The following is a 21,692-nucleotide window of genomic DNA, read 5'->3' on the forward strand; positions in this document are numbered from 1 at the left end:
ATCCTGAAGAACGATCACAGCAGGGTGCTCCATCGTGGAACCCGCTGTACGCCCTGGTCCTGGCAGGAACGGACCCTCGGCTTCCCCACGAGGAAAGTGATGTCGCATATGTGAACCCCCAACGGATGTGCGCAGGATCGCATCTGATGCGATCCCAAGTCGGTGTGGGAACGGTCGTGGCGATCGTCGCCGTAGAAGGTGCTCTACCTGGGCGGTAAGAGGTGCCGTGCGAGCTGCCGTCAGGACTGACGGCTCCTGGTCGACACGCACGCCGATGGTCGTCGCGACCGCCACCTAGCTGCGTGTTTGCCCCGATTATCGCATCTGATGCGAAGATGTCGCATCTGGTGCGAGCGGCGGAAGGCGGCTGGTGGGCGAGGGAGAGCGACCGACGGCGGGTGCAACGGCGCTGCAGCTGGTCAACGGGCTGGTGTTCCTGCGGCCCGAGGAACAGGTTTTCGAGGCGATGCTGACCGGGTGGGAGCGTCAGCAGTCCGCGCGGAACCTGGCCGCGTCGACGATCGCGAACCGGGGCAAGCGGGTGCGTGGTTTCGTCGAGCACATCAACGCCTTTCCGTGGCAGTGGAGCGCGGCGATGGTCGACGAATGGTGCGCCGACCTGCGCGGGCTCAGAGGCGTGAGCCGGTCGAGCTTGCGGACCTATCAGCAGGCTCTGCGATTGTTCTGCCACTACCTGACCGATCCCGCCTACGGGTGGGCCGGTGAATGCGAGCGGCGGTTCGGCACGCATCCGGTGCAGGTGTGCCATGAGTGGAACACCGCGGTGCACGTGCAGGACAACGAGTCCGAGCCGGCCAAGCGGGCGTTCACCCTGGACGAGATCCAGGCGTTCTTCGACTACGCCGACGACGCGGTGCCGCGGGTGCGGGACTCCGGCCGCAAGGGCTGGCTGGCGGCGTTCCGTGACGCCACCCTGTTCAAGGTCGCCTACGCCTTCGGGTTGCGCCGCACCGAGACGCGGATGCTGGACACCGCCGACCTCGCGACCAACCCGCACGCCCGCGAGTTCGGCGAGTACGGGGTGCTGCACGTGCGATTCGGCAAGGCCAAGCCCGGCAGCCCGCCCAAGCGGCGCAGCGTGCTGACCGTGTGGGACTGGTCGGCCGAGGTGCTCGACGAGTGGATCACCGAGATCCGGCCGCGCATGGCACACTCGACCGGTCCCGCGTTGTGGCCCTCCGAGCAGTCGGCGCGCATCAGCGGCGCTGCGCTCAACGCCCGCTTCGCCACCTACCGCGACGCACTCGGCCTGGAGCCCGGCCTGGACTTCCACTCGCTGCGCCGCTCGTATGTCACGCACCTGATCGAGGCCGGCTGGGCCCCGTTCTTCGTCCAACAGCAGGTCGGTCACGAACATGCGTCCACCACCTCCATCTACACCTGCGTCTCCTCGGACTTCCGCACCCGCACCCTGCGCCGCAGCCTCGACGACACCCTTGCCTCGGCACTGAAACCGACCACCGACGGCGGGAGCACCCGATGAACGCGATGAAGAGGCGAGTCGGCTACGACTGGCGGCTGCGGGACCTGATGGCCGATCACGGCATGTTCTCCACCACCGAACTGGTCCCCCTGCTACGCGATCGCGGCGTCGAGTTGTCGGTCTCGCAGGTCCACCGACTGGTCACCGGCACCCCGGAGCGGCTCTCGCTCACAGTGCTGGCCGCGTTGTGCGACATCTTCGAGTGCAGCCCCGCCGAGCTGATCCACACCGACGCCGCCAACGTCACCCGCCGCACCGCCACCGGATCGACGGGAACGGCCACACCGCCGGCGGCCGGAGCCGCAGCGCTGCGACCTACCCGGGCTCGCATCCGTCCACAATGACCTCTCGAACCCGAACGCAGTGGGGCGACACTCGGCTTGCCGACAGCAAGTGCGTGCGCTGCGACCGCTTCTCCCGGCCCGCTGTCCGTTGGGAGGGACCGGTGTGCCGACACTGCATCAAACGCGCGACCCGGAATCGGGGCTGCTGCCCGAAGTGCGGCGAACACCGGTTGCTGCCCGGACGTGACGGCACCGGCCTTGCCATCTGCCGCGACTGCGCGGGCATCGCGCGCTCGTTCTTCTGCCGCCGCTGCGGTCACGAAGGACTGCTGGTCGGCGACAAGCTCTGCGAACGCTGCACCCTCACCAGCCGCCTCACCACCGTGCTCGACGACGGCACCGGCAGACCCCGCGCGGAACTGCTGCCGCTGCTGGAGAAGCTGCGCCTGAACGACAACCCGCACAACGGCCTGACCTGGCTGGCCAAACCCGGCACCACCGAGCTGCTCACCGCACTGGCCACCGGCACCATCGCGATCAGCCACGACGCCCTGGCCGCCCACCCCACCTGGCGCAAAGCCACCTACCTGCGTGAGCTGCTGATCACCTGCGGCATCCTCCCGCCGATCGACAAACAGCTCATGCTCTTCCAACGCTGGCTCACCACCCAGCTCGCCGGCATCGCCGACGCCGAACACCGAGTTCTGGTGCAGCGCTTCGCCACCTGGAACGAGCTGCGGCGCCTGCGCCACAAGGCCGAGCAGGCACCGTTGACCCCGGCCACTGTCCGCGTCGCCCGCGAACGCGTCCGCCAAGCCGCAGCGCTGCTGATCTGGCTCGACAGCAGTGGCCACACCCTCACTACCTGCCCGCAAGCCGACCTGGACAGCTGGCTCGCGGCCAATCCCCAGACCCGAAAGCCCGCTACGGCGTTCCTGCGCTGGGCGGGTCAGACCGCGCTCATGCCCCGACGACGTCTCACCAGAGCACCACTGCCCGCGGCCACCATCCAGCCACGTCGACAGCAGCACGCACTGATCAACACACTCGTCACGACCGACGACTGGCCACTGCGCGAACGCCTCATCGCGCTGCTGGCATTGCTCTACGCCCAGCCCCTCAGCCGGATCACCCGCCTGCGGCGCACCGACATCACGATCATCGGCCCCGACGTCTTCATCCGGCTCGGCGACCCACCCGCCCCGCTGCCACCACCACTGGACGACATGACCCGCCAACTCCTCGAACACCGCAACACCTACCGGGGCCCGAACGCCAACACCGACTGGCTCTTCCCAGGCAAACGCCCCGAGCAGCCCATCCACCCAAGAACACTCAACAACCGCTTCTCCACACTCGGAATACCGATCCAACTCGGCCGAACCACCGCCTTGCGGGAACTCCTGCACACCACACCGAGCCCCGTGGTCGCCTCCATGCTCGGAATCCACCCCGACACCACCGCTCGAATAGCAGCCGAACAAGGCATCACATGGAGCCGCTACCTCACCTCCCGGCAGCCCCGAAACGGCTCGAACAACGCGAGAATCCATGACAGTTGAAAACATGAGCTCACCAGGAAAATGACCGTGCGGAGACCTCATCAAGGCTCAGAAGGTGGTGCCGTGTCCCAGATGTGAACTCTCGTGCTGACCTTGAGCGGCTTGTCGGCCGGCCCTTTGATGTGGGCGGGCACGATCCGCTCCTCGTGCTCGCAGCCGCCCTCGGCGTGGAGCCTGGAGTTGAGGCAGGTGTTGCGCCGGTAGGGGCGCACAGGCCACCGACTGCTCCACCGCGGAGCCTCACGTTCACCCGGCGCAGCGTCCCGCTGACGGGCGTGGACGCGCACCAACCGAACAGTACCTACATCCTCGACACCTGCGCGCTGGTCCCGCTTGCGCCCATGCCGGGAACGAGGAAGTTCCTCAAGGTCGACGAGCCGGGTGCTGCCGCTCTGCGTCATGAGCTGCCAGGCGGTGTAGATCACGTGCTTCCACCTCTTACCGGACCCTGACCACAGAGGTATTAAAGGCTGACCGAACGGCAACACCGACTCCGCGAGCGGGACGAGCTGCGGTGACCAGCAGGTCAGCCACACACCGTCGAACCCGGGGTGCAGCGGCACCTCACCGCCGGGCGTGTTCAACCTCCAGGTGATCAAACCGGACCCGTCGTCGAGATCGAGGTGCTGCGGCATCCAGCGGGACCAGGACACGGCCAGGACCTGCTCGCCGTCTTGATCGTCGACCGGTTCGGCGAACACCACCAGTCCGGCCTCGGCGGGCATCCGACGTGCCGCGACCGGTTCCCGGGACGGGTAGTCCGCAGCAGCCAGCGCCAGCGCGGTCATGTCCCGGTCGACCCAGTATAGCTGCGCTTCACCCAGGCGGTGCGCCTCACGCCGAGCCATGAGCAGCGCACCGGTCACAGCACTCGTCCTTCGAATCTCCGGCGGCCCGGTCAGCCGAGGCACGACCGCGCTCTTACCGGCCACGAGGCGGCGCACCAGCTCGTAACCACACTCGGTGGTCATGACGTGCTCGCGCATCCGTAGCCGCAGGTCGGGCAACTCGGTGGGGTCGTCGATCACGGACTGCCCCTCCGAGGCTGAGCGACATGGACGACTTCGAAGAGGTCGTCGAACTGCTTGCCCAACGCGGCCAGCGCACCGCCGACGAACGCCGGACCGGGTTGAAGGTCGCCCTTGAGCACGCGGGTCACGGTCGAGCGGTTGACCTCCATCCTCCGCGCCAGGGCGTAGTCGGAGTGCAAGCGGGCCGAACGCGCCGCCTGGACGAACTCACAAGTACGAAGCCTGATGGTGTAGGGCATCACGGACCTACACCTGGTGTTGCAGCGACGTCGAACGGACATGCGGAGAACCCGACCTCTGACGAGGGAACGGCAGGATGCCCTCGACGGCCCGCCACGCCGCGTCGCAATCGGCACAGGTGGGCCAGCACCACTCCTGCTTCGTCGCGGGAACAGCCGGGATGACGAGTTCCTCGCCGCACAACGTCGTGGCCCGGTCATGCGCCACCAGGCCGACATCGACAGCGTGGCGTTGACCGTCATGGGGCAGCCAGCGGAAGGGACGCAGTGCCATCAGCGTGCCTTCCGGTCGTAGACATCGGCCCACCGGGCGAACACCGCCCGCGACCGCTCGACACTCAAAGCCAACTGCCCCACCCACCGCATCTTCGCCTCATAGGCGGCCACGGCCTGCGGATCGTCGTGGAAGACGGTGGCCGCACCGGTCTCGGCATAGGCCACCGGCCTGACCGGCGCCGGGAAGGTCAGCAGCCCACCCGGCTCCCGCAGCGCGGCATCGGCCACAGCAGAGAACGGCACCAGCCGCAGACTCATCCGCTCCCAACCGCACATCAACGTCAGCCGCAGCATCTGATCGCGCATGACCTCCCGACCGCCCACCACCAGCCGAAGAGCCGCCTCGTGGACGTACAGGGCCGTCTCCGGCCCACCCCGCCGACGCAACACCTCCTGCCGCGCCATCCGCGCCTCGACCACCGCCGCGTCACCGTCGAGGGCACGGGCGTACTCCTCGATCTGCGCCAAGCCGGGGATGGTCAGCGGCTCATAGACGGCTACGGTCAGAGCCGTCTGCTCGTGCAAGGACAGCGCCAACAACGAGTCAGGGGAGCCGTCGTGCAGGCGCAAGAAGCTGCCGGTGTCCGCCTCGTCGGCGATAGCGATGATCCGCTCCCGAGTGGCCTTGTCCGCACCACAGCACCCCAACAGCGTGCCGATCTCACACGTACTCGTCCCGCGGGTGCCGGTCTCCAACTTGCTCAACTTGCCCAACGACCAGCCCAACGCCTCGGACACGAACGCCGCGGACATCTGCGCCCGGTGACGAACCCGGCGCAACTCCTCTCCCAACTCCCGGCTGTGGGCCGTGCTCAGCCGGACCGACGACTTCCCCTCGAAAAGGTTCTCCGCCACCCCTTGCGACACCGCTGACCTCCCGGCAACATCCCGATACAGGCAATGCCAGTAGCGTCGGCCGAAACATCTATTCCACCCCGGAAAAATCTTCCGGGGTGAATCGATGACCACCTGAGAGGCTGAAACGATGCGCGGGATGACGAACGCCCTGACCATCGGTGAACGCATCGCCTGGTACCGCCGTCGCAGAGGTGTGCCGCAGGAGGTCCTGGCCGGAAGGGTCGGTCGCACCACCGACTGGTTGAGCAAGGTGGAGAACAACCGAATCGACCTCGACCGCCTCTCGGTCATCCGGAACGTCGCAGACGCCCTGGACATCTCAGTCGGTGACCTGATCGGCGAGCCCACGCTGCTCGACTGGAATTCAGAGGGCGGCATGAGGACGGTTCCCGCCCTCCGGGCCACGCTCATGGACTACCGCCAACTCAGCCCGCTGCTGGCCACGCCGAGCTGTGACGCCGAGCCGATCAACCTGGACGACTTGCGCCGCGAGGTCGAAGCGGTCTTCGACGCCTACCAGGCATCCAGGTACGGGTTCGTCGCCGGCCGAGTCCCGCTCCTGCTCGCCGACGCCGTCCAGGCGGTACAGACTCACGGCGCCCAGGCTCACAGGCTCCGGGCCCTCAGCTACCAAGCTGCGACGTCCCTGCTCACCAAGCTCGGGGAATCGGACCTCGCCTGGATCGCCACGGAACGCGGCCTCGCCGCAGCCCAGCAGACAGGCGACCCCGTCATCCTCGGCTCGCTGCTCCGCTCGGTCGTCCACGCCCTGCTCTCCACCGGCCGCTACGCGCCAGCCGTGCAGCTCACCGAAGCAGCCGCCGGTGTCCTCCATCCCGAGCTGCCTCGCGGCAACCGCACCATGCTCTCGATCTACGGCAGCCTGTTCCTCGCCGGCTCGATCGCCGCGGCCCGCACCAACGACCGCCAACGCACCCACGACTTCCTCCGAGAAGCACACGGCATGGCCCAACGCCTGGGCGCCGACGCTAACCACATGTGGACCGCCTTCGACCCGACCAACGTCAAGATCCACCGGGTGGCCACGGCGATGGAGCTCGGGGACGTCCAAGTCGCCGTGGACCTCGGCCCCACGATCGACACGTCCGGCCTCCCCATCGAGCGCCAAGTACGACACTCCTTGGAGGTAGCCCGAGCGCTGAGCGCCTGGAACAAGACCGACCAAGCGCTCGCAGTCGTGCTCGACGCCGAACAACGGGCCCGCGAACAGGTCCGACACCACTACCTCAGCCGCCAACTGGTGCTCACGTGGATGCGCCGCCAGCGCACCAAGCCCAGCCACGCCCTCGCGAGCCTGGCCCAACGCCTGAACCTGGAGTGACGCACTCACCCGACGATCTCCGTAGGCTCGGCGCATGGCAGCAGACGCCGACCGCTTCGCCACGCCCCGCATGGCCGCCGGAGCGCTGTTCCTGGACGACCAGGACCGGGTCCTGCTGGTCCACAAGACCTACGGCAACGGCTGGGACATCCCCGGCGGTTACGTGGACATCGGCGAGTCCCCGGCAGCGGCCTGCCGCCGCGAAGTACGTGAGGAACTGGGCCTCGACCGCGAACCGCAACGCCTGCTCGTCGTGGACTGGGCGCCCAACGACGGCGAAGGCGACAAGGTGCTCTGGCTGTTCGACTGCGGAACGCTCGGCGACGACGAACAGCCGATCGTCCTGGGCGCCTCCGAACTGGACCGCTGGCAATGGGCTCCGATGAACAAGATCGATGACTACGTAATCCCACGTCTTGCCCGCAGGCTGACTCACGCCCATAGTGCCTGCATCAACAGGAATACTGTCTACCTGGAGCACGGCCAACCGCCTGGCCGATGACAGCTTGCAGCACCTCGGGGGGTCTCCATATGATCCGGGACATCACCGTCCCCGGAACGCGATCAATTGCTGCCGCGGACAGCGAAAGCCTGAGCATCCTCTTCTATGACTACCTGCGCCCGTTCGCCGCTGCGCACTTCTACATCGGAGGTGCCACCGGTATCGACACCGCAGTGCTCAACTGGTTGGCCGAGCACACTTCGGCACCTCTGACCGTCGTCGTCCCGGGAACCGTTGCCGACCAGCCAGAAGCTGCTTCCTCGGCGATCGAATCGTGGCGCAGGCGCAACAGACTGACCGGAGTGATTGAACTTGCCGCGCCAGTGCTGAACGCAACGTCCTATCACGCCCGCACCCGCTACATGGTCGACCGGAGCGACTTCGTCATCGGCTTTCCGCGAGGCGCCGATGAAGCCTCCGGCACCTGGTACACACTCGGCTACGCATCCGATCAAGGAAAGCCCCGATTGGTGGTACCCGTTCAACGAGCGCTGGATTCTTTGGTGATTCAGTGGCCGCCGCCGAAGATCAATGCAGGGCTGTCATCCACGTGAACTGCTTGAGTTGCGTTGCTGCCACTGAGCGCCTCCAGGGTGACACTGACCACCCTGAGTCCGGACCCGGCCCAGTTGCTGTTGGTGACTTCGCCTGAACGGGTGGCACAGCACGCCGCACGGTCGGACGTCCTCGACCCTGGCGCGCGGCGGCCACTGCCTGTGCGGGCACACCCCTGGTCCTGGGCCTCAGTCGTACGTAACCCGATCAGTGGTATCGGATCGTCGTGTGCAAGTCGAACGGCTCTTGACGTCCACGGACGGTGTGTCTTCCCTATTTTTCGGATTACCCGTCGGCTGTACAGACAGTAAAACTCGACGTCGGTTTTCCTGGAGCTCTCGGTCTTTCCCAGCATGACGGGAGCGGACGATGCCCACTCGCCGAACGCCACGTCCCCAGGCCGACTCCGTCGACTTCGAGAAGGTCATCGCCGCGTTCGGCCGTGAAGTGACCAAGAAGCTGCGCACCCGAGAGGGCTCGCCCGAGGACCACCTGCGCGGACCTTTCGAGCGCATGGTCTCCAAGATCGCGAACAGCCTGTTCCTGTCGGTCACGATGATCGGCGAAACGCGCCTGCCCGACCTGTCCGTCCGACCGGATTACGCGGTCGACGTCGACAACGCCCGCATCGGGTACGTCGAGCTGAAGAGACCTGGGCACGGCACACCGGAGAGTTGGACCGCTCCCACCAAACACGACCTCAAGCAGTGGGAGGCGCTGCGCCTGTTGCCCAACGTCCTGTACACGGACGGGGAGAGCTTCGCCCGCTACGCCTACGGCAAGCTCCAGGGCAGGGTGGCCCGCCTCGAACCCGGTCTCGACCAGGCCGGCGGCAAGCTGCACGCGGTCGGCACGGACTTCGCGCAGGTGATGACCGGCTTCCTGCTCTGGCGGCCCCAACCGCCGCGCTCCCTGGACGACATGGTGCGCGTGGTCGCGAACCTGTGCCGCCTGTTGCGCGACGACGTGGTCGCGGAGCTGACGCACGAGCAGTTCGGCCAGTCGGCCGGCGGCACGTTCAGCGGACTCGCCATGGACTGGCGCCAAGCGCTGTTCCCCAGCCTGACCGGTCAGGAGTTCGCCGACCAGTACTCCCAGACGGTGACCTTCGCCCTGCTGCTGGCCCGGGTGGAAGGGGTGGACTTCAACGGCAAGCCGATCCGGGAGATCGCCAGGTTGCTAGGCAAGAAGCACTCGTTGATGGGCCGGGCTCTCGCCGTCCTCACCGACCAACCCGAGGAGGAGCACAGCGTCGCGCTGACCACCATGATCCGGGTGCTGGAGGTGGTCGACTGGACGCAGTTCCCTGACGACTCCTACGCGACTCTCTACGAGAGCTTCCTGTCCGAGTACGACCCGGAGCTGCGCAAGAAGAGCGGCGTGTACTACACGCCCGCAGAACTGGTCGCCTTCACCACCCGGTTCGTCGACGAGCTGCTGCGCTCCCACCTCGGCCGCGGTAGGGGCTTCGCGGGGCGCGATGTCATCGTGGTCGACCCGGCGATGGGCACCGGCAGCTTCCTCGCCGAAGTCGTCGACACCGTGGCGCGCACCGTCGAGGCCGAGGAGGGGCCCGGGGCTGTCGCGCCCCACCTGCGGGAGTTCTCGGACCGCCTGATCGGCTTCGAGAACCAAGCCGCCCCCTACGCCGTCGCCGAACTGCGCATCCACAGCCTGCTCAAGAAGCGCCACCAAGCCGAGGCCCCGGCCAAGGAGCGCCGCTTCCTCGCCGACACCCTGGACGACCCCCGCGTGCAGCATCTGCCTCTAGGCAGCGTGTACGGGCCGTTGGAGACGTCGCGGCGCGGGGCGAACCGGGTCAAGCAGGAGACACCGGTCATGGTGGTGATCGGCAACCCGCCGTACGTCGACAAGGTGCGCGGCACGGCGCCGTGGATCGAGGAGTCGAACAGCCTCACCGTCGCGCCCAGCCTCGACGCGTTCCGTACACCCGGTCAGGGCAGCCGCGAGTACACGCTGCACAACAAGTACGTCTACTTCTGGCGCTGGGCCACTTGGAAGGTCTTCGACGCCCATCCCCAGCACCCTGCGGGCGTGGTCGCGTTCGTCTGCTCCGCGGGCTTCACCACCTCCCCCGGACTCGCCGGCATGCGCCGCTACCTGCGAGAGACCGCGGACGAGGGGTGGATCATCGACCTGACCCCGGAAGGGCACCAGCCGCCGGTCAACACCCGCTTCTTCCGGGACAACCAGCAGCCCATCTGCGTAGCCGTCTTCGTCCGCCGCGGCCAGGCCGACACCACCACGCCGGCGCGCATCCACCGGACCTCGGTCACCGGGACCGTCACCGACAAGATCGCGGCACTCGACGCCCTGCACGCGGACTCACCCGAGTGGCAGCAGTGCTCCGACGGCTGGCACGAACCGTTCCAACCGGCCGGCCGGCCGGCCGCAGTGGCTGTCCATGCCGGCCACGACCGACCTCATGCCGTGGGCGTCTCCCGGCGTCAAGCCGAATCGAACCTGGGTCTACGCACCCGACGAGGAGACACTCGCCCAACGCTGGCACCGGCTCGTTTCGGCGCCCGCAGGGAGCAAACCCGCGCTCTTCCAGGAGAGCCGAGACGCCAACCTGCAGCGGATCAACCCACCTCTACCGGGTTTTCCGCACGGCAACGTCGCCTTCTCCGAGGAACAAGGCCCCATGCCGCCACCGATCCGCGTGGGATTCCGCGCCTTCGACCGGCAGTGGCTGATCCCCGACTCCAGACTGATCGCCACGCCCAGGACGGCGCTCTGGGCCGCCCTCGGCAACAAGCAGATCTTCGTCGTGGAACAGCACGCGCACCCCATCGACACCGGACCGGCCCTCCTGTTCACCTCATTGCTGCCCGACATGCACCACCACTCGGGCAGGGGCGGCCGCACACTGCCCCTGTACACCGACGCCGAGGCAGCCCGCCCCAACATCACCCCGGGACTGCTCACCCACCTGACGGAGCAACTGGGCAGGCACGTCAGCGCAACCGACCTGATCGCCTACCTCTCCGCCGTCACCGCCCACCCCGGCTTCACCCGGCACTTCGCCGCCGACCTGACAACCCCTGGTGTTCGCATCCCCCTGACCCGAGACCCGCAACTATGGGCCGAAGCCGTCCACGTCGGCGAACAAGTCGTCTGGCTGCACACCTACGGGGAGCGCTTCGTCGACCCCGCCGCGGACCGCCCGGCCGGTGCTCCGCGCAACACCCGTGAACGACCACTGATCCAGGTCGCGATCCCGGACGCCGAGTCCGGCATGCCGGACCGCATAACCTACGACGAGGACACCAGGACACTGCACGTCGGCTCCGGCAGGGTCGCCCCGGTCGCCCCCGAAGTATGGAATTACGAGGTCGCCGGCATGCGGGTGCTCAAGCACTGGTTCGGCTACCGCAAGAAGAACCCTTCCGGAAACCGCAAGTCCCCGCTCGACGCCATCGTCCCGACCACCTGGACGCCGTCGGCCACCACCGAACTGCTCGACCTCATCCACGTGCTCGGACGACTCGTGGCGCTCGAACCGCTCCAGGACCAGTTGCTCCACCGCACCCTCGAAAGCCCGCTGATGACGGTTGAGGATTTGACGAGCGCCGGTGTCCTGCCGGTGTCGCCTGTAGCGAAGAAGCCGACGAAGGAGGACACCGAGCCGGACCTGTTCTCGACGGACTAGGGATTCCAGCCCATGGCAGCGGGCCCGCGACTACAGCATTGTGCGGACCGCGGTCATGAGTTGTGCCAGGTCAGCCGGTAATCGATCGACGAGCCGTCCCACTTGAGGGGTGATGCGGGGTGGCGAAGTTCGCGAGGAGGGACAGGGACGACCGGGCCCATCGGGGTTACGGGTAAGCGCCCGAGACCCCGATCGGGTGGCTCACGGTGGAACACGCTCATGCAGGCCCGACGAGGAAGGGGCTTGCTTGGTGCGCGTAGGAGACCGACAGGGCGTCGCGTGCCCGTGTCGCGGCCACGAACAGCAGGCACCGCTCCCGCACGACGTCGTGCTGGTGCGCCACCGGGTCCTCCTCTTCCGGGGTCACCGCCGCACGCAGCGGCACGGCGTCGCGGTCCACGCCGATCAGGGCGACGCAGCGGAACTCCAGCCCTTTCATCCCGTGCATCGTGCTCACCGAGACCGCGGGGTGGTCGCGCAGGGCCGCCCGCGCCGCCCGGACCACGTCGCCCGTGCGTGCAGCCACGCCGATGGCGGACGGTTCCACCCCCGACCCGATCCACTCCCGCACCTGGTCGACCAGGCCCGACAGCTCGGCCGACCGGTCTGGGTAGCGGCGCACCTCGGGGCGACGGCCGTGCATCGGCGACGAGTAGCCGGCCAGCGTGTCCGGTTTGTCGTCCAACCCTTCGGCGGCGCCGGAAAGGATGCGCACCGACCAGTTCAGGATCTCTTCGGTGGTGCGATAGTTGACGGTCAGGCGGTGGCTGCGCCCCCTGATGCTGATGCCCAGGGCGGCCAGTGACACCCGGTTCTCGTAAATCCGCTGGTGAGGGTCCCCTGCGATGAAGAGGTCGTTCACGCCGGGACGTACCGCGGCGCGCAGGAAGCGCCACTGGACGGGGTGCAGGTCCTGCGCCTCGTCCACGATCGCGTGCTGGTAGGCGGGCGTGCTGCCGGTAGCCAAGACCTCGGTGGCATCGGCAGCCACCTGGAGGTGGGTGCGTTGCCCGGTCCGGCGCAGGTGGTCGACCACGCCCGCGATGGCCTCCCAGGCACGTTCGCGCTGCGCGGCGGAGATGCCCCGACCGCGGCCCTTCCGCTCGCACGTCAGGTATGCCTGCCGGTCGCGCAGGTCCTGGGCGAGGATGACCTGTTCCCACTCGCGTTGGAGGAAGACAGGGCTGAAATCGGTGTCCTTCGCCGCCTTCTGCCAGAGCCGCTGGAGTTCCCGGTGGTCGGGGACGTCGGGCTGGCGGCCGGTGGCCTCCCGCACCACCCGGTGCGCCAGCCGGTCGATGTTGACCACCTCGACGTTCTCGGCGACGTGGTCGAGCAGTGCGAGCTGGTCCGCCAGCGCCTCGGCGAGGCTGCGCGTGTAGGTGGTCAGGAGGACCTTGCCGGTGCAGCTGAGGTGGGCGGCCCGGTGCACGGCGGTCACCGTCTTGCCCGTGCCTGCACCGCCGCTGACCATCGCAGGCCCGGCGTAGGCGGGGCGGTAGGCGATGTCGCGCTGCCTGCCGTGCAGGAAGATCCGCCAGGCGGCGAACGGGTGCTCCAGGACGTCGGCCAGCTCGGCGGGGCCCGACACCAGGGCGTACCGGTCCGGGGTGCGCTCGATGGCGGCGGCCACGTCCTCCTGGTCGATCCGGTCGGACGGGACCTCGGCGGCGTGCTGCCGGCACACCTCGTCCCACGCCTGCTCGGGGGTGTACCCGGCCGCCAAGGCATACAGCGCCGTGTACTGGGGCGCAGGGATGAGCAGTTCGAGTGCTTGGAGGTGCTCCTCCGAGGTCAGCGCGCGGATCAACGGCAGCAATCGCTCGTCGACACCCAGGGTGAGCAGGTCCTTGTCCTTCACCTCCGCGAAGAGGCGGTCCGGCACGGCCGACGCCACCTGCTGCAACGCCGGGCTCAGGTCGTCCAAGGCCCGCTGGTTGCGGACCTCCAGCACGCCGATCGCCTGGTTCACGCTGAAGACGCGGCTGGTGGCGAATTCGATCGCGTCGTCGTGGGGGAGAACGGCGAGCAGGGCGTATTCGTCGCCCTTTTCCGGGGCCAGGACGACGCCGCGCCAGAAACCGGTGATGCGGATGGTCCTGATCCGCCGATCCTGAGCGTTCGTCAGTTTCTCCAGGTGGAGACCCGCGTGGGTGTGTTCTGAGAACTTGTCGATCGCTTCGCGGACCGACCGCTGCACGGTCTTTTCCAGTCGTCCGTAACTTTCCAGGAAGTCCTTGGCGATACCCAGACGTGGCACGGTCGTGTTCCTCCGCATCAGATGGCTACGGATAGTAGCCCCAAGTACCGTGTCAGGTGTTCGGCTCAACCTAGGAGTGTCGTGACGATAGTGGAACCTGCGGCGGCCCCTGCTGGAGAGGACACCTCGACGGTGCCCGCCGAGGGACAGCTCGTGACCGTGCGCAACCGTCAGTGGGTTACCTCCGCCGTGGTTCGCAGCGAGGTGGCCAGCAGCGACCCGAACGTCTTCTCCGCCCCGGCGACCCACCTGGTCACCCTCGTCAGCGTCGAGGACGACGCGAGGGACGAGGAGCTGCGCGTGGTGTGGGAGCTGGAGGTCGGCGCGGTCGTTCACGAGTCGGCGTTGCTGCCGGGACCGGAGCACGGCTTCGACCACCCGGCCGAGCTGGACGCCTTCCTCGATGCGGTCCGCTGGGGTGCGATCGCCTCGGCGGACACCAGCGCGTTGCAGGCCCCGTTCCGCTCCGGCATCCAGATCGAGGACTACCAGCTCGACCCGGTGGTGCGAGCGCTGTCGATGCCGCGCACCAACCTGCTAATCGCCGACGACGTGGGCATGGGCAAGACCATCGAAGCCGGTCTGGTGATGCAGGAGTTGGCGCTGCGCCACCGCGCCCGCACCATGCTGATCGTCTGCCCCGCGGGCCTGACGCTCCAGTGGCGCGACGAGATGCGGGACAAGTTCGGCCTGGACTTCCGCATCGTCGATTCGGACCTGCTCAAGCAGCTGCGGCGCACGCGCGGGCCGTACACGAACCCGTGGACGCACTACCCGCGGCTGATCGTCAGCATCGACTGGCTCAAGCGCTCGCGCCCGATGCGGCTGCTCCAACAGGTGCTGCCGAGCGCACCGCGCTACCCGCGCGAGTTCGACCTGCTCGTGGTGGACGAGGTCCACACCTGCGCGCCGTCCGGGCGAGGCCGGTACGCAGTCGACTCCCAGCGCACCAAGGCCATCCGCACCCTCGCCCCGCACTGCGAGCACCGGCTGTTCCTCTCGGCCACCCCGCACAACGGCTACCTGGAGTCTTTCACTGCCCTGCTGGAGCTGCTGGACGACCAGCGGTTCGCCCGCAACGTCAAGCCGACCGAGCAGCAGCTCAAGCGGGCGATGGTCCGCAGGCTCAAGAGTGAGTTGCCGAAGAAGTGGGACGGCTCGTCCTACTTCGGCACCCGTGAGCTGGACTACCTGGAGGTCGACCACTCCGAGGAGGAGCGCCGCGCGCACGACCTGCTCCGGCGCTACGCTGAGAGCAGGCGGAGCAGCGGCTCGAAGACCGCCGCGGACTTCGTGACCACGCTGCTCAAGCGGCGGCTGTTCTCCTCGCCGAAGGCGTTCGCCGAGACGGTGGACGTGCACCTGAAGACGATGTCGGAGCGAGACCGGGACACCCTGTCGTCGTCCCCGGCCCTCCTGGTCCTCGCCGAGCGGGTCGCCGAGGCCGCCGACGAGGACGACGCCAACGGCACCCGCTACCGCGAAGCTGAGACGGAAGCCTTCCGGCACGTCCGGAAGGGCACACCGCCGCTCACCGCCCAGGAGAAGCAACTGCTGGAACAGCTGCGCGACTGGGCTCGGCAGGCGCAAGACCGGCCGGACCGCAAGGTCGCCGCGCTGCTGGACCACCTGAAGCCGATCCTGGACGACGACGAGCGCATCATCATCTTCACCGAGTACCGCGACACCCAGCGCTGGCTCCACGAGCGGCTGCTCGCCGCTGGCTACCCGAAGGAGCAGATCGCCCTGCTCTACGGCGGACAGGACGTCGACGAGCGGGAGCGGATCAAGAACGTCTTCACCGAGGATCCGAAACTGGACAAGATGCGCATCCTGCTGGCCACCGACGCGGCCAGCGAGGGCATCAATCTCCAGCGGCACTGCCACCGCGTGCTGCACTGGGAGATTCCGTGGAACCCGAACCGCCTGGAGCAGCGCAACGGCCGCGTCGACCGGCACGGTCAGCCCGCCCCTGTCGTGAAGGTGCACCACTTCGTGCCCAAGGGGTGGCGGGAGGCCGACTTCGCCGAGGGGTCGCTGGAGGACGAGCTGAAATTCCTGGAGGTCGCCGTCCGCAAGGTGCACCAGATCCGGGAGGACCTGGGCAGCGCGGGTGAGGTGATCGCCACCCAGATCGAGCAGAAGATGGTCGGCGAGCGCACCGACTGGCAGACCGCCGACCGCGAGATGAAACACCGCTCGGGCCGTGCCCGGCTCAAGTTCGACCGCGACCTCGCCCGCGAACTGGAGCGGCTGACGGACGAGCTGCGTGCCAGCCGGACCCGGCTCAACCTGCGCCCGGACACGGTGTGCCGCGTGGTGCGCACCGCACTGCGGCTGGCTCACCGCCAAGACCTGCGTCCGGCATCGCCACCGCCCGGCTTTGAGGGAGAGGTGTTCCGTCTACCCGAGCTGCCGGGCGCGTGGGCGGCGGCCCGCAACGACGGCCTGTACCACCCGGTCACCGGCGATGAGCGGGTGGTCAGCTTCGACCACGAGGCGGTGGGTGACCGCACGGACGTGGTGCTGCTGCACCTGGGCCACCGCCTGGTGCAGATGTGCATGCGACTGCTGCGCGCCGAGCTGTGGTCGCAGACGAGGGCGGGCGCCGGAGCCGCCAAGCTCCGCCGGATCACCACGCGCGTCGTGCCGGGCGACACCTTGCGCGTGCCCGTGGTCATCGCCCACGGTCGCGTGGTCGTGACCGGCGCCGACGGCGCCCGCCTGCATGAGGAAGTCATGGCCGCCGGCGGCTACGTCGAGCAGGGCCGGTTCTCCCTGATCCGCCGCGTCGACGAGGTGGACTCTCTGCTCGCCGCCGCGTCCGAGGAGCCCGCCGACGGGATGCGCGACAAGCTGGTCGAGCTGTGGCCGGCGCTGGAGGAGCCGCTGGCCAGGGCGCTGAAGACCCGCGCCGACCAGCGGCTGCGCAGCCTGAGAGCGCTGTTGCGGGACCGGTGTGAGGAGGAGGTCAAGGGCATCGGCGAGGTGATGGACGAGCTGGCCGCCTCTATCCGGGCCGCCCTCGGCGACACGGGCGTGTGGCAACCCAGCCTGTTCGACATCGACGAGCGCGACCAGCTCAACGCCGACCGGGAAGCGCTCCAAACCCGATTGGACGCCATCCCGGAGCAGCGGGATCGCGAGGCCAACGCACTGCGCAGCAGGTACGCCAACCCGACGACGAGGTGGTTCCCGGTGGCCGTGACGCTGCTGGTGCCGTCGGCGATTGCACGGGGGGTGCGGTGATGGTGACGAAGACGGGTGCGGGGACCAGAACGAGGCGCGGCAAGGCGCCGTCGCCCGCCGAGCAGCACGCAGAGTGGCTGGCCCTGCTACGGCCGGACGGCCCATTCATCGGGCTGCCAGTGCTCACCGGCGTGTTCCCCAACGGGGTCGAGGCGCTGCCCCAGCCGGTGCGGGAACGCGTGCGCCAGGCGTGGAGTGAGTTCGACGCCGATCCCCATGGCCTGCGTACGCCCTGGGTGGACCTCGTCCTGGAGGAGCTGCTGCGCTACCCACCGTCGGTGCTGCGGGACGCGGGCATGGCTGGCGTCGAGTTCGCCGGGGCTGTGCGTCCCGACCAGGTGGTCATCGGCCCGGATCCGTCCGCGCCCGGCGGCAAGTCCAACCGGTTGCTCGTGTTCCGGCGCGAGGTGGAGCCGGAGGCGGTGGCGCGGGTGTGCCGCGACACCCGGACCCCGCTCGCCCTGGTCACCGACGGGCGGCTCTGGACGCTGGTCCATGCCCGGCCGGGCGGTCCGACGAGCAGCGCGGTGTTCGACGCGGACCTGTGGCAGGAGGAGCCACTCCTGCTGCGGGCCTTCGTGACGCTGCTTTCGGCGCAGCGGGCACTGCTGCCGCCAGACCGCGAGGACTCCCTGAGTGCGTTGTTCACGCGCACCGAGAACGAGCAGTCCGCGGTCACCGACACGCTCGGTGGCCAGGTTCGGCAGGCGGTCGAGCTGCTGGTCGGCGAGTTCGCCCGGCTGGACCGCGAGGCCGGCGGCGCGCTGCTCGCGCCTGTGGCCGAGCGCGACATCTACCGAGCCGCGCTGACCACGCTCATGCGCCTGGTGTTCCTGCTCTACGCCGAGCAGCGCGAGCTGCTGCCTGTGAAGGACCCGGTATACCGGGACGGCTACGCGGTCACCGCGCTGTACGAGCAGTTGAACGAGGACCGCGATCGGTACGGCGAGGAGATCGGCGACCGGCGGTGTGCCGCCTGGTTCCGGCTACTGGCCACCTTCGCCGCCATCCACGGCGGCTGTGAGCATCCGGACTTGCGAATCCCCCCGCACGGCGGCTCGCTGTTTGACCCGAAGGCGCACCCGTGGCTGGCGTCGATGCACGTCACCGACCGGGTCGTGCATGAGATCCTGGACGCGTTGCTGATCCTGAAGCACCGCGCGAAGGCGGCCGAGCGGCTGAGCTACACCGGGCTCGATGTCGAGCAGATCGGGCACGTGTACGAGGGTCTGCTGGAGTTCTCATGCAAGAAGGTCGATGAGCCGTACGTCGGGCTCATCGGGAAGTTGGAGCCCGAGCTGTCGCTGGCGGAGCTGGAACGCGGCGGGGTCGACTTCAAGGCCGTGTGCGACCTAACGCCCAAGCAGCTGGAGAAGGCCCTCGCCGCGCAGCCGGGGTTGGAGGACGTGGCGGATCTGCACACCGCCTGCGACAACGATGCCGAGCTGGCAGAGCGGGTGCGGCCGTTCTGGGGGATGCTGAGGAAGGACCTGCGCGGAGAGCCGACGGTGTTTCCGGCCGGGTCGGTGCTGTTCACGCAGGTCGGTGATAGGCGAGCCACCGGGACGCACTACACGCCGAAGAAGCTGGCGCGGGAAGTCGTGGAGCACACGCTAGCGCCGCTGTGCTACATCCGCGATAGCGCGGGTTCGCACCGATTGCGAACGGCTGAGGAACTGTTGGAGCTGAAGGTCTGCGATCCGACCATGGGATCTGGGGCCTTTTTGGTGTCGGCGTGTGACTTCCTGGCCGAGCAGGTGGTGCGGGCTTGGGAACGGGACGGCTACCCAGAGGACGTGGTCGGGACCACCGAGGAGATCCGGCTCATCGCGCTGCGGAAGGTCGCGGCCAAGTGCATCTACGGCGTTGACCGCGACGACATGGCGGTGGAGCTGACCAAGCTGTCGCTGTGGATTCTGACGCTGGCGAGGAACAGGCCTTTCGGGTTCCTGGACCATGTTTTGAGGTGCGGCGACTCGCTGATCGGGCTGGTCGATGAGAAGCAGGTGGAGCGCTTCCACATCGACCCGGACAACGCACCCGAGCAGGGTTGGACCTTCGGCTTCCCGAGTGAGCTGATCGGGCCAACCCTGGACAGGGTCGCTGAGCTCCACCGAGAGATTGAGAAGATCTCCGATGACGATACGCCGCAGATCCAAGAGAAGAAGAAGAAGCTGGATCAGGCGAACAAGCTGGTCCGGCGGTTGCGCCGAGTCGCGGATGCGGTGGTCGCCGCTGCGCTGAGCACGGCGGGGCAGGGGGCGGAGCGCTATCAAGACCGGCTCGCCGGGCCGGCCGAGGACGCGGTGGAGTTGCTGAAGCAGAAAGACGACGACACTCCGCTGGAGCGACAGTTGGTTGCGCTCGTCAACGGCTGGTTGAGCGGCACGCGTGCGGAGCCGATCCGGCCATTCCACTGGGCGCTCGAGTTCCCTGAGATTATGCGCCGGGGCGGGTTCGACGCGGTCGTAGGAAATCCACCGTTCATCGGCGGAAAGCGGGTTAGTGGCGCGCTTGGAACTGACGTGCGTGAATACCTTAAACAGCGGATTTCTGGCAACAAGCCTGGACATGCCGACCTGTGTTCTTATTTTCTGTTGCGTGATTTGCAAATTGCTGATATTGGTCGAGTCGGTATTATTGCCACGAACACTATCGCGCAAGGGGACACGCGTGAGGTCGGCCTGGATCAGGTGGTCGATAGAGGTTGGAAGATCTATCGCGCGGTAAAGTCGCAGCCATGGCCTGGAACTGCTTCGCTGGAGGTTTCGCTGCTTTGGATCAGTCGCACGGGTGACGGTGAAGTATCCTGGCTTGACGGACGAGAGGTCAAGGGTATTACACCGTCACTTGATCCGCAGTCGCGCATGTCTGGCAATCCGTACCGACTGGTGATGAACGATGGGCAATCGTTCATCGGCTCGTATGTTCTAGGTTCGGGGTTTGTGCTATCTCCTGAGCATGCTCGGGAGTTGATTCGTGCAGACGGGCGTAACCGGGATGTACTTTTTCCGTACATCAATGGAGAAGATCTTAATTCGCGACCCGACTGCACTGCTTCACGCTGGGTGATCAACTTTCATGACTGGTCCGTTGAGCGGGCTCAAGAGTATCCTGAAGTGTTTTCTATTGTAGACCGGGATGTTCGGCCGGAGCGACAGCGTATGAAACCTGATGGGTCGTATGCTCTACGTAAACCGCTGCCTCAAAGATGGTGGCAGTATGCGGACAAGCGCCCAGCTCTGAGTAAGGCGATTGTCGGACTGAAGCGCGTTTTGGCGATTACTCTGGTCAGTAAGATCGGATTGCCGGCATGGGTGTCGACGGGGCAAGTATTCTCGCATGCTTTGGGGATCTTTGCTGTAGAGCGTGATGCGTATCTTACGCTGTTGACGAGTAATGTGCACTTCGTGTGGTGGACAACTAAGGGTGAGTCCACGTTGGAGACGCGATTGCGCTATACGCCCTCTGATGGATTTGAGACCTTCCCGCAGCCAGAGTTGACTGAGCGGATGGATCGAGCAGGAGAGGAGTTGCACTCAACTCGGCGTAGGGTGATGTTGGACCGGCAGCTCGGGTTGACCAAGCTCTACAACCTCGTGCACGACGAGACGGTTGACGACCTCGAGATCCGGCGGCTGCGGGAGATCCACACTGAAGTCGACTACGCCGTGGCCGAGGCGTACGGGTGGAACCTCGACCTCAAGCACGGGTTCCAGGACACCCGGCAGGGGCGACGGTTCACGGTCGACCCGGTGGTTCAGGTTGATGTGCTCGACAACCTGCTTGAGCTCAACTACGAGCGCTACAGGCAGGAAGTCGCTCATGGGCTGCACTCCAAGGGGAAGAAGATCAAGCGCAAGGCCCCTCCCGTCGGGCCGCCCTCCTCCATCGAGGGCGAGCTGTTCCCACCTGAGGGGGCGCTGTTCTAGGCGAACGCGCCTGCCTTGATCGCGTTGAGCCGGGCGCGGGTCACGGTCACCGTGCCCGCATCTGGCTTGCTGTCGCGTATCAGGAAGTAGTCGCCGTGCGCGGCAACCTGACCCTGTTGACCAAAGCTAACCCTGTCAGCCAATCTGCCGTGGACGGCGAGGAAGTGGGCCGGGGCTGGCCAAGGGCAAGCAGCGAGCGGTGGCTCATGGACCAGCACAGCGTCCTGTGCTCACTCGCGAGTTGTGCAGCGAAACCCGGACGCGTGGAACGAACGGCAGATCATCTATCGGGCAGGACGATGGTGCGCACGGTCACCGAGACATGGCCCAGGGGTGAACAACTCCTCTCACCCTTTCGGGGACGAGGCCTTCGACTCGTAGAGAAGCGCATCTCGCTGTCGGTGCCGCCGTCTACGGTGTGCGCC

The 21,692-nt window shown here is 67.3% G+C and carries 14 protein-coding genes and 1 pseudogene; 10 read left to right on the plus strand and 5 right to left on the minus strand.

Features of this window, described 5'->3' with window-relative positions; all coding sequences use genetic code 11:
* Positions 1-370 precede the first annotated feature (370 nt).
* The 3 genes from ACFXGA_RS23645 (at position 371) to ACFXGA_RS23655 (ending at position 3,350) form a co-directional block, all read left to right on the plus strand.
* Positions 371-1,504, plus strand: a complete 1,134-nt coding sequence (locus tag ACFXGA_RS23645) for a tyrosine-type recombinase/integrase (protein ID WP_378091115.1) — start codon at positions 371-373, stop codon at positions 1,502-1,504.
* On the plus strand, positions 1,501-1,848 hold the full coding sequence (locus tag ACFXGA_RS23650) for a helix-turn-helix domain-containing protein (protein ID WP_378091117.1): 348 nt from the start codon (positions 1,501-1,503) through the stop codon (positions 1,846-1,848). The genes ACFXGA_RS23645 and ACFXGA_RS23650 overlap by 4 nt, the downstream gene beginning before the upstream one ends.
* Before the next feature lie 170 nt (positions 1,849-2,018).
* Positions 2,019-3,350 (plus strand): hypothetical protein, encoded by a 1,332-nt coding sequence (locus ACFXGA_RS23655; RefSeq protein ID WP_378091119.1) that lies wholly within the window; start codon positions 2,019-2,021, stop codon positions 3,348-3,350.
* Positions 3,351-3,391: 41 nt separating this feature from the next.
* Here ACFXGA_RS23655 and ACFXGA_RS23660 read toward each other — a convergent pair whose 3' ends face one another.
* The 4 genes from ACFXGA_RS23660 to ACFXGA_RS23675 are packed head-to-tail and all read right to left on the minus strand — an operon-like array spanning position 3,392 to position 5,910.
* Complete coding sequence (locus tag ACFXGA_RS23660; protein ID WP_378091121.1) at positions 3,392-4,378, minus strand: hypothetical protein; 987 nt, start codon at positions 4,376-4,378, stop codon at positions 3,392-3,394.
* Entirely contained in the window at positions 4,375-4,620 is a 246-nt protein-coding gene (locus ACFXGA_RS23665; protein ID WP_378091123.1) for a transcriptional regulator, read from the minus strand. Before ACFXGA_RS23665 ends, ACFXGA_RS23660 begins: the two co-directional genes overlap by 4 nt.
* 7 nt (positions 4,621-4,627) lie before the next feature.
* Complete coding sequence (locus tag ACFXGA_RS23670) at positions 4,628-4,894, minus strand: zinc finger protein (RefSeq protein ID WP_378091125.1); 267 nt, start codon at positions 4,892-4,894, stop codon at positions 4,628-4,630.
* Positions 4,894-5,910, minus strand: a complete 1,017-nt coding sequence (locus ACFXGA_RS23675; RefSeq protein WP_378091127.1) for a helix-turn-helix domain-containing protein — start codon at positions 5,908-5,910, stop codon at positions 4,894-4,896. The genes ACFXGA_RS23670 and ACFXGA_RS23675 overlap by 1 nt, the downstream gene beginning before the upstream one ends.
* On the opposite strand from ACFXGA_RS23675, the gene ACFXGA_RS23680 reads away from it, so the two are divergent.
* The 5 genes and pseudogenes from ACFXGA_RS23680 (at position 5,891) to ACFXGA_RS23700 (ending at position 11,826) form a co-directional block, all read left to right on the plus strand.
* Positions 5,891-7,096: a helix-turn-helix domain-containing protein gene (locus ACFXGA_RS23680; protein WP_378091129.1), complete on the plus strand. Its 1,206-nt coding sequence runs from the start codon at positions 5,891-5,893 to the stop codon at positions 7,094-7,096. The two genes, ACFXGA_RS23675 and ACFXGA_RS23680, sit on opposite strands and share 20 nt — an antisense overlap.
* A 34-nt stretch (positions 7,097-7,130) precedes the next feature.
* Positions 7,131-7,598: an NUDIX domain-containing protein gene (locus ACFXGA_RS23685; protein WP_378091131.1), complete on the plus strand. Its 468-nt coding sequence runs from the start codon at positions 7,131-7,133 to the stop codon at positions 7,596-7,598.
* Positions 7,599-7,627: 29 nt separating this feature from the next.
* A complete protein-coding gene (locus ACFXGA_RS23690; RefSeq protein WP_378091132.1) occupies positions 7,628-8,152 on the plus strand; it encodes a hypothetical protein in 525 nt (174 codons plus the stop codon).
* A gap of 1,267 nt (positions 8,153-9,419) precedes the next feature.
* A pseudogene (locus tag ACFXGA_RS23695) lies at positions 9,420-10,016 on the plus strand (N-6 DNA methylase); the annotation flags it as partial.
* A 583-nt stretch (positions 10,017-10,599) separates the two neighbouring features.
* On the plus strand, positions 10,600-11,826 hold the full coding sequence (locus ACFXGA_RS23700; protein ID WP_378091165.1) for a type ISP restriction/modification enzyme: 1,227 nt from the start codon (positions 10,600-10,602) through the stop codon (positions 11,824-11,826).
* Positions 11,827-12,043: 217 nt separating this feature from the next.
* Here the strand turns inward: ACFXGA_RS23700 and ACFXGA_RS23705 are convergent, their stop codons facing one another.
* A complete protein-coding gene (locus ACFXGA_RS23705; protein WP_378091134.1) occupies positions 12,044-14,086 on the minus strand; it encodes a UvrD-helicase domain-containing protein in 2,043 nt (680 codons plus the stop codon).
* 21 nt (positions 14,087-14,107) lie between these two features.
* Between ACFXGA_RS23705 and drmD the strand changes: the two genes are divergently transcribed.
* Together drmD and ACFXGA_RS23715 are read left to right on the plus strand one after the other, a co-directional pair.
* The gene (drmD, locus tag ACFXGA_RS23710; protein ID WP_378091136.1) at positions 14,108-17,335 is read left to right on the plus strand and encodes a DISARM system SNF2-like helicase DrmD; all 3,228 of its coding nucleotides are present in this window, start codon (positions 14,108-14,110) and stop codon (positions 17,333-17,335) included.
* Positions 17,335-21,267 carry an Eco57I restriction-modification methylase domain-containing protein gene (locus tag ACFXGA_RS23715; protein ID WP_378091138.1) on the plus strand — a complete coding sequence of 1,311 codons (3,933 nt, stop codon included), beginning with the start codon at positions 17,335-17,337 and terminating at the stop codon, positions 21,265-21,267. Before drmD ends, ACFXGA_RS23715 begins: the two co-directional genes overlap by 1 nt.
* Positions 21,268-21,692 lie beyond the last annotated feature (425 nt).

Source organism: Actinosynnema sp. NPDC059335 (genome assembly GCF_042752395.1).
Taxonomy (GTDB): domain Bacteria; phylum Actinomycetota; class Actinomycetes; order Mycobacteriales; family Pseudonocardiaceae; genus Actinosynnema.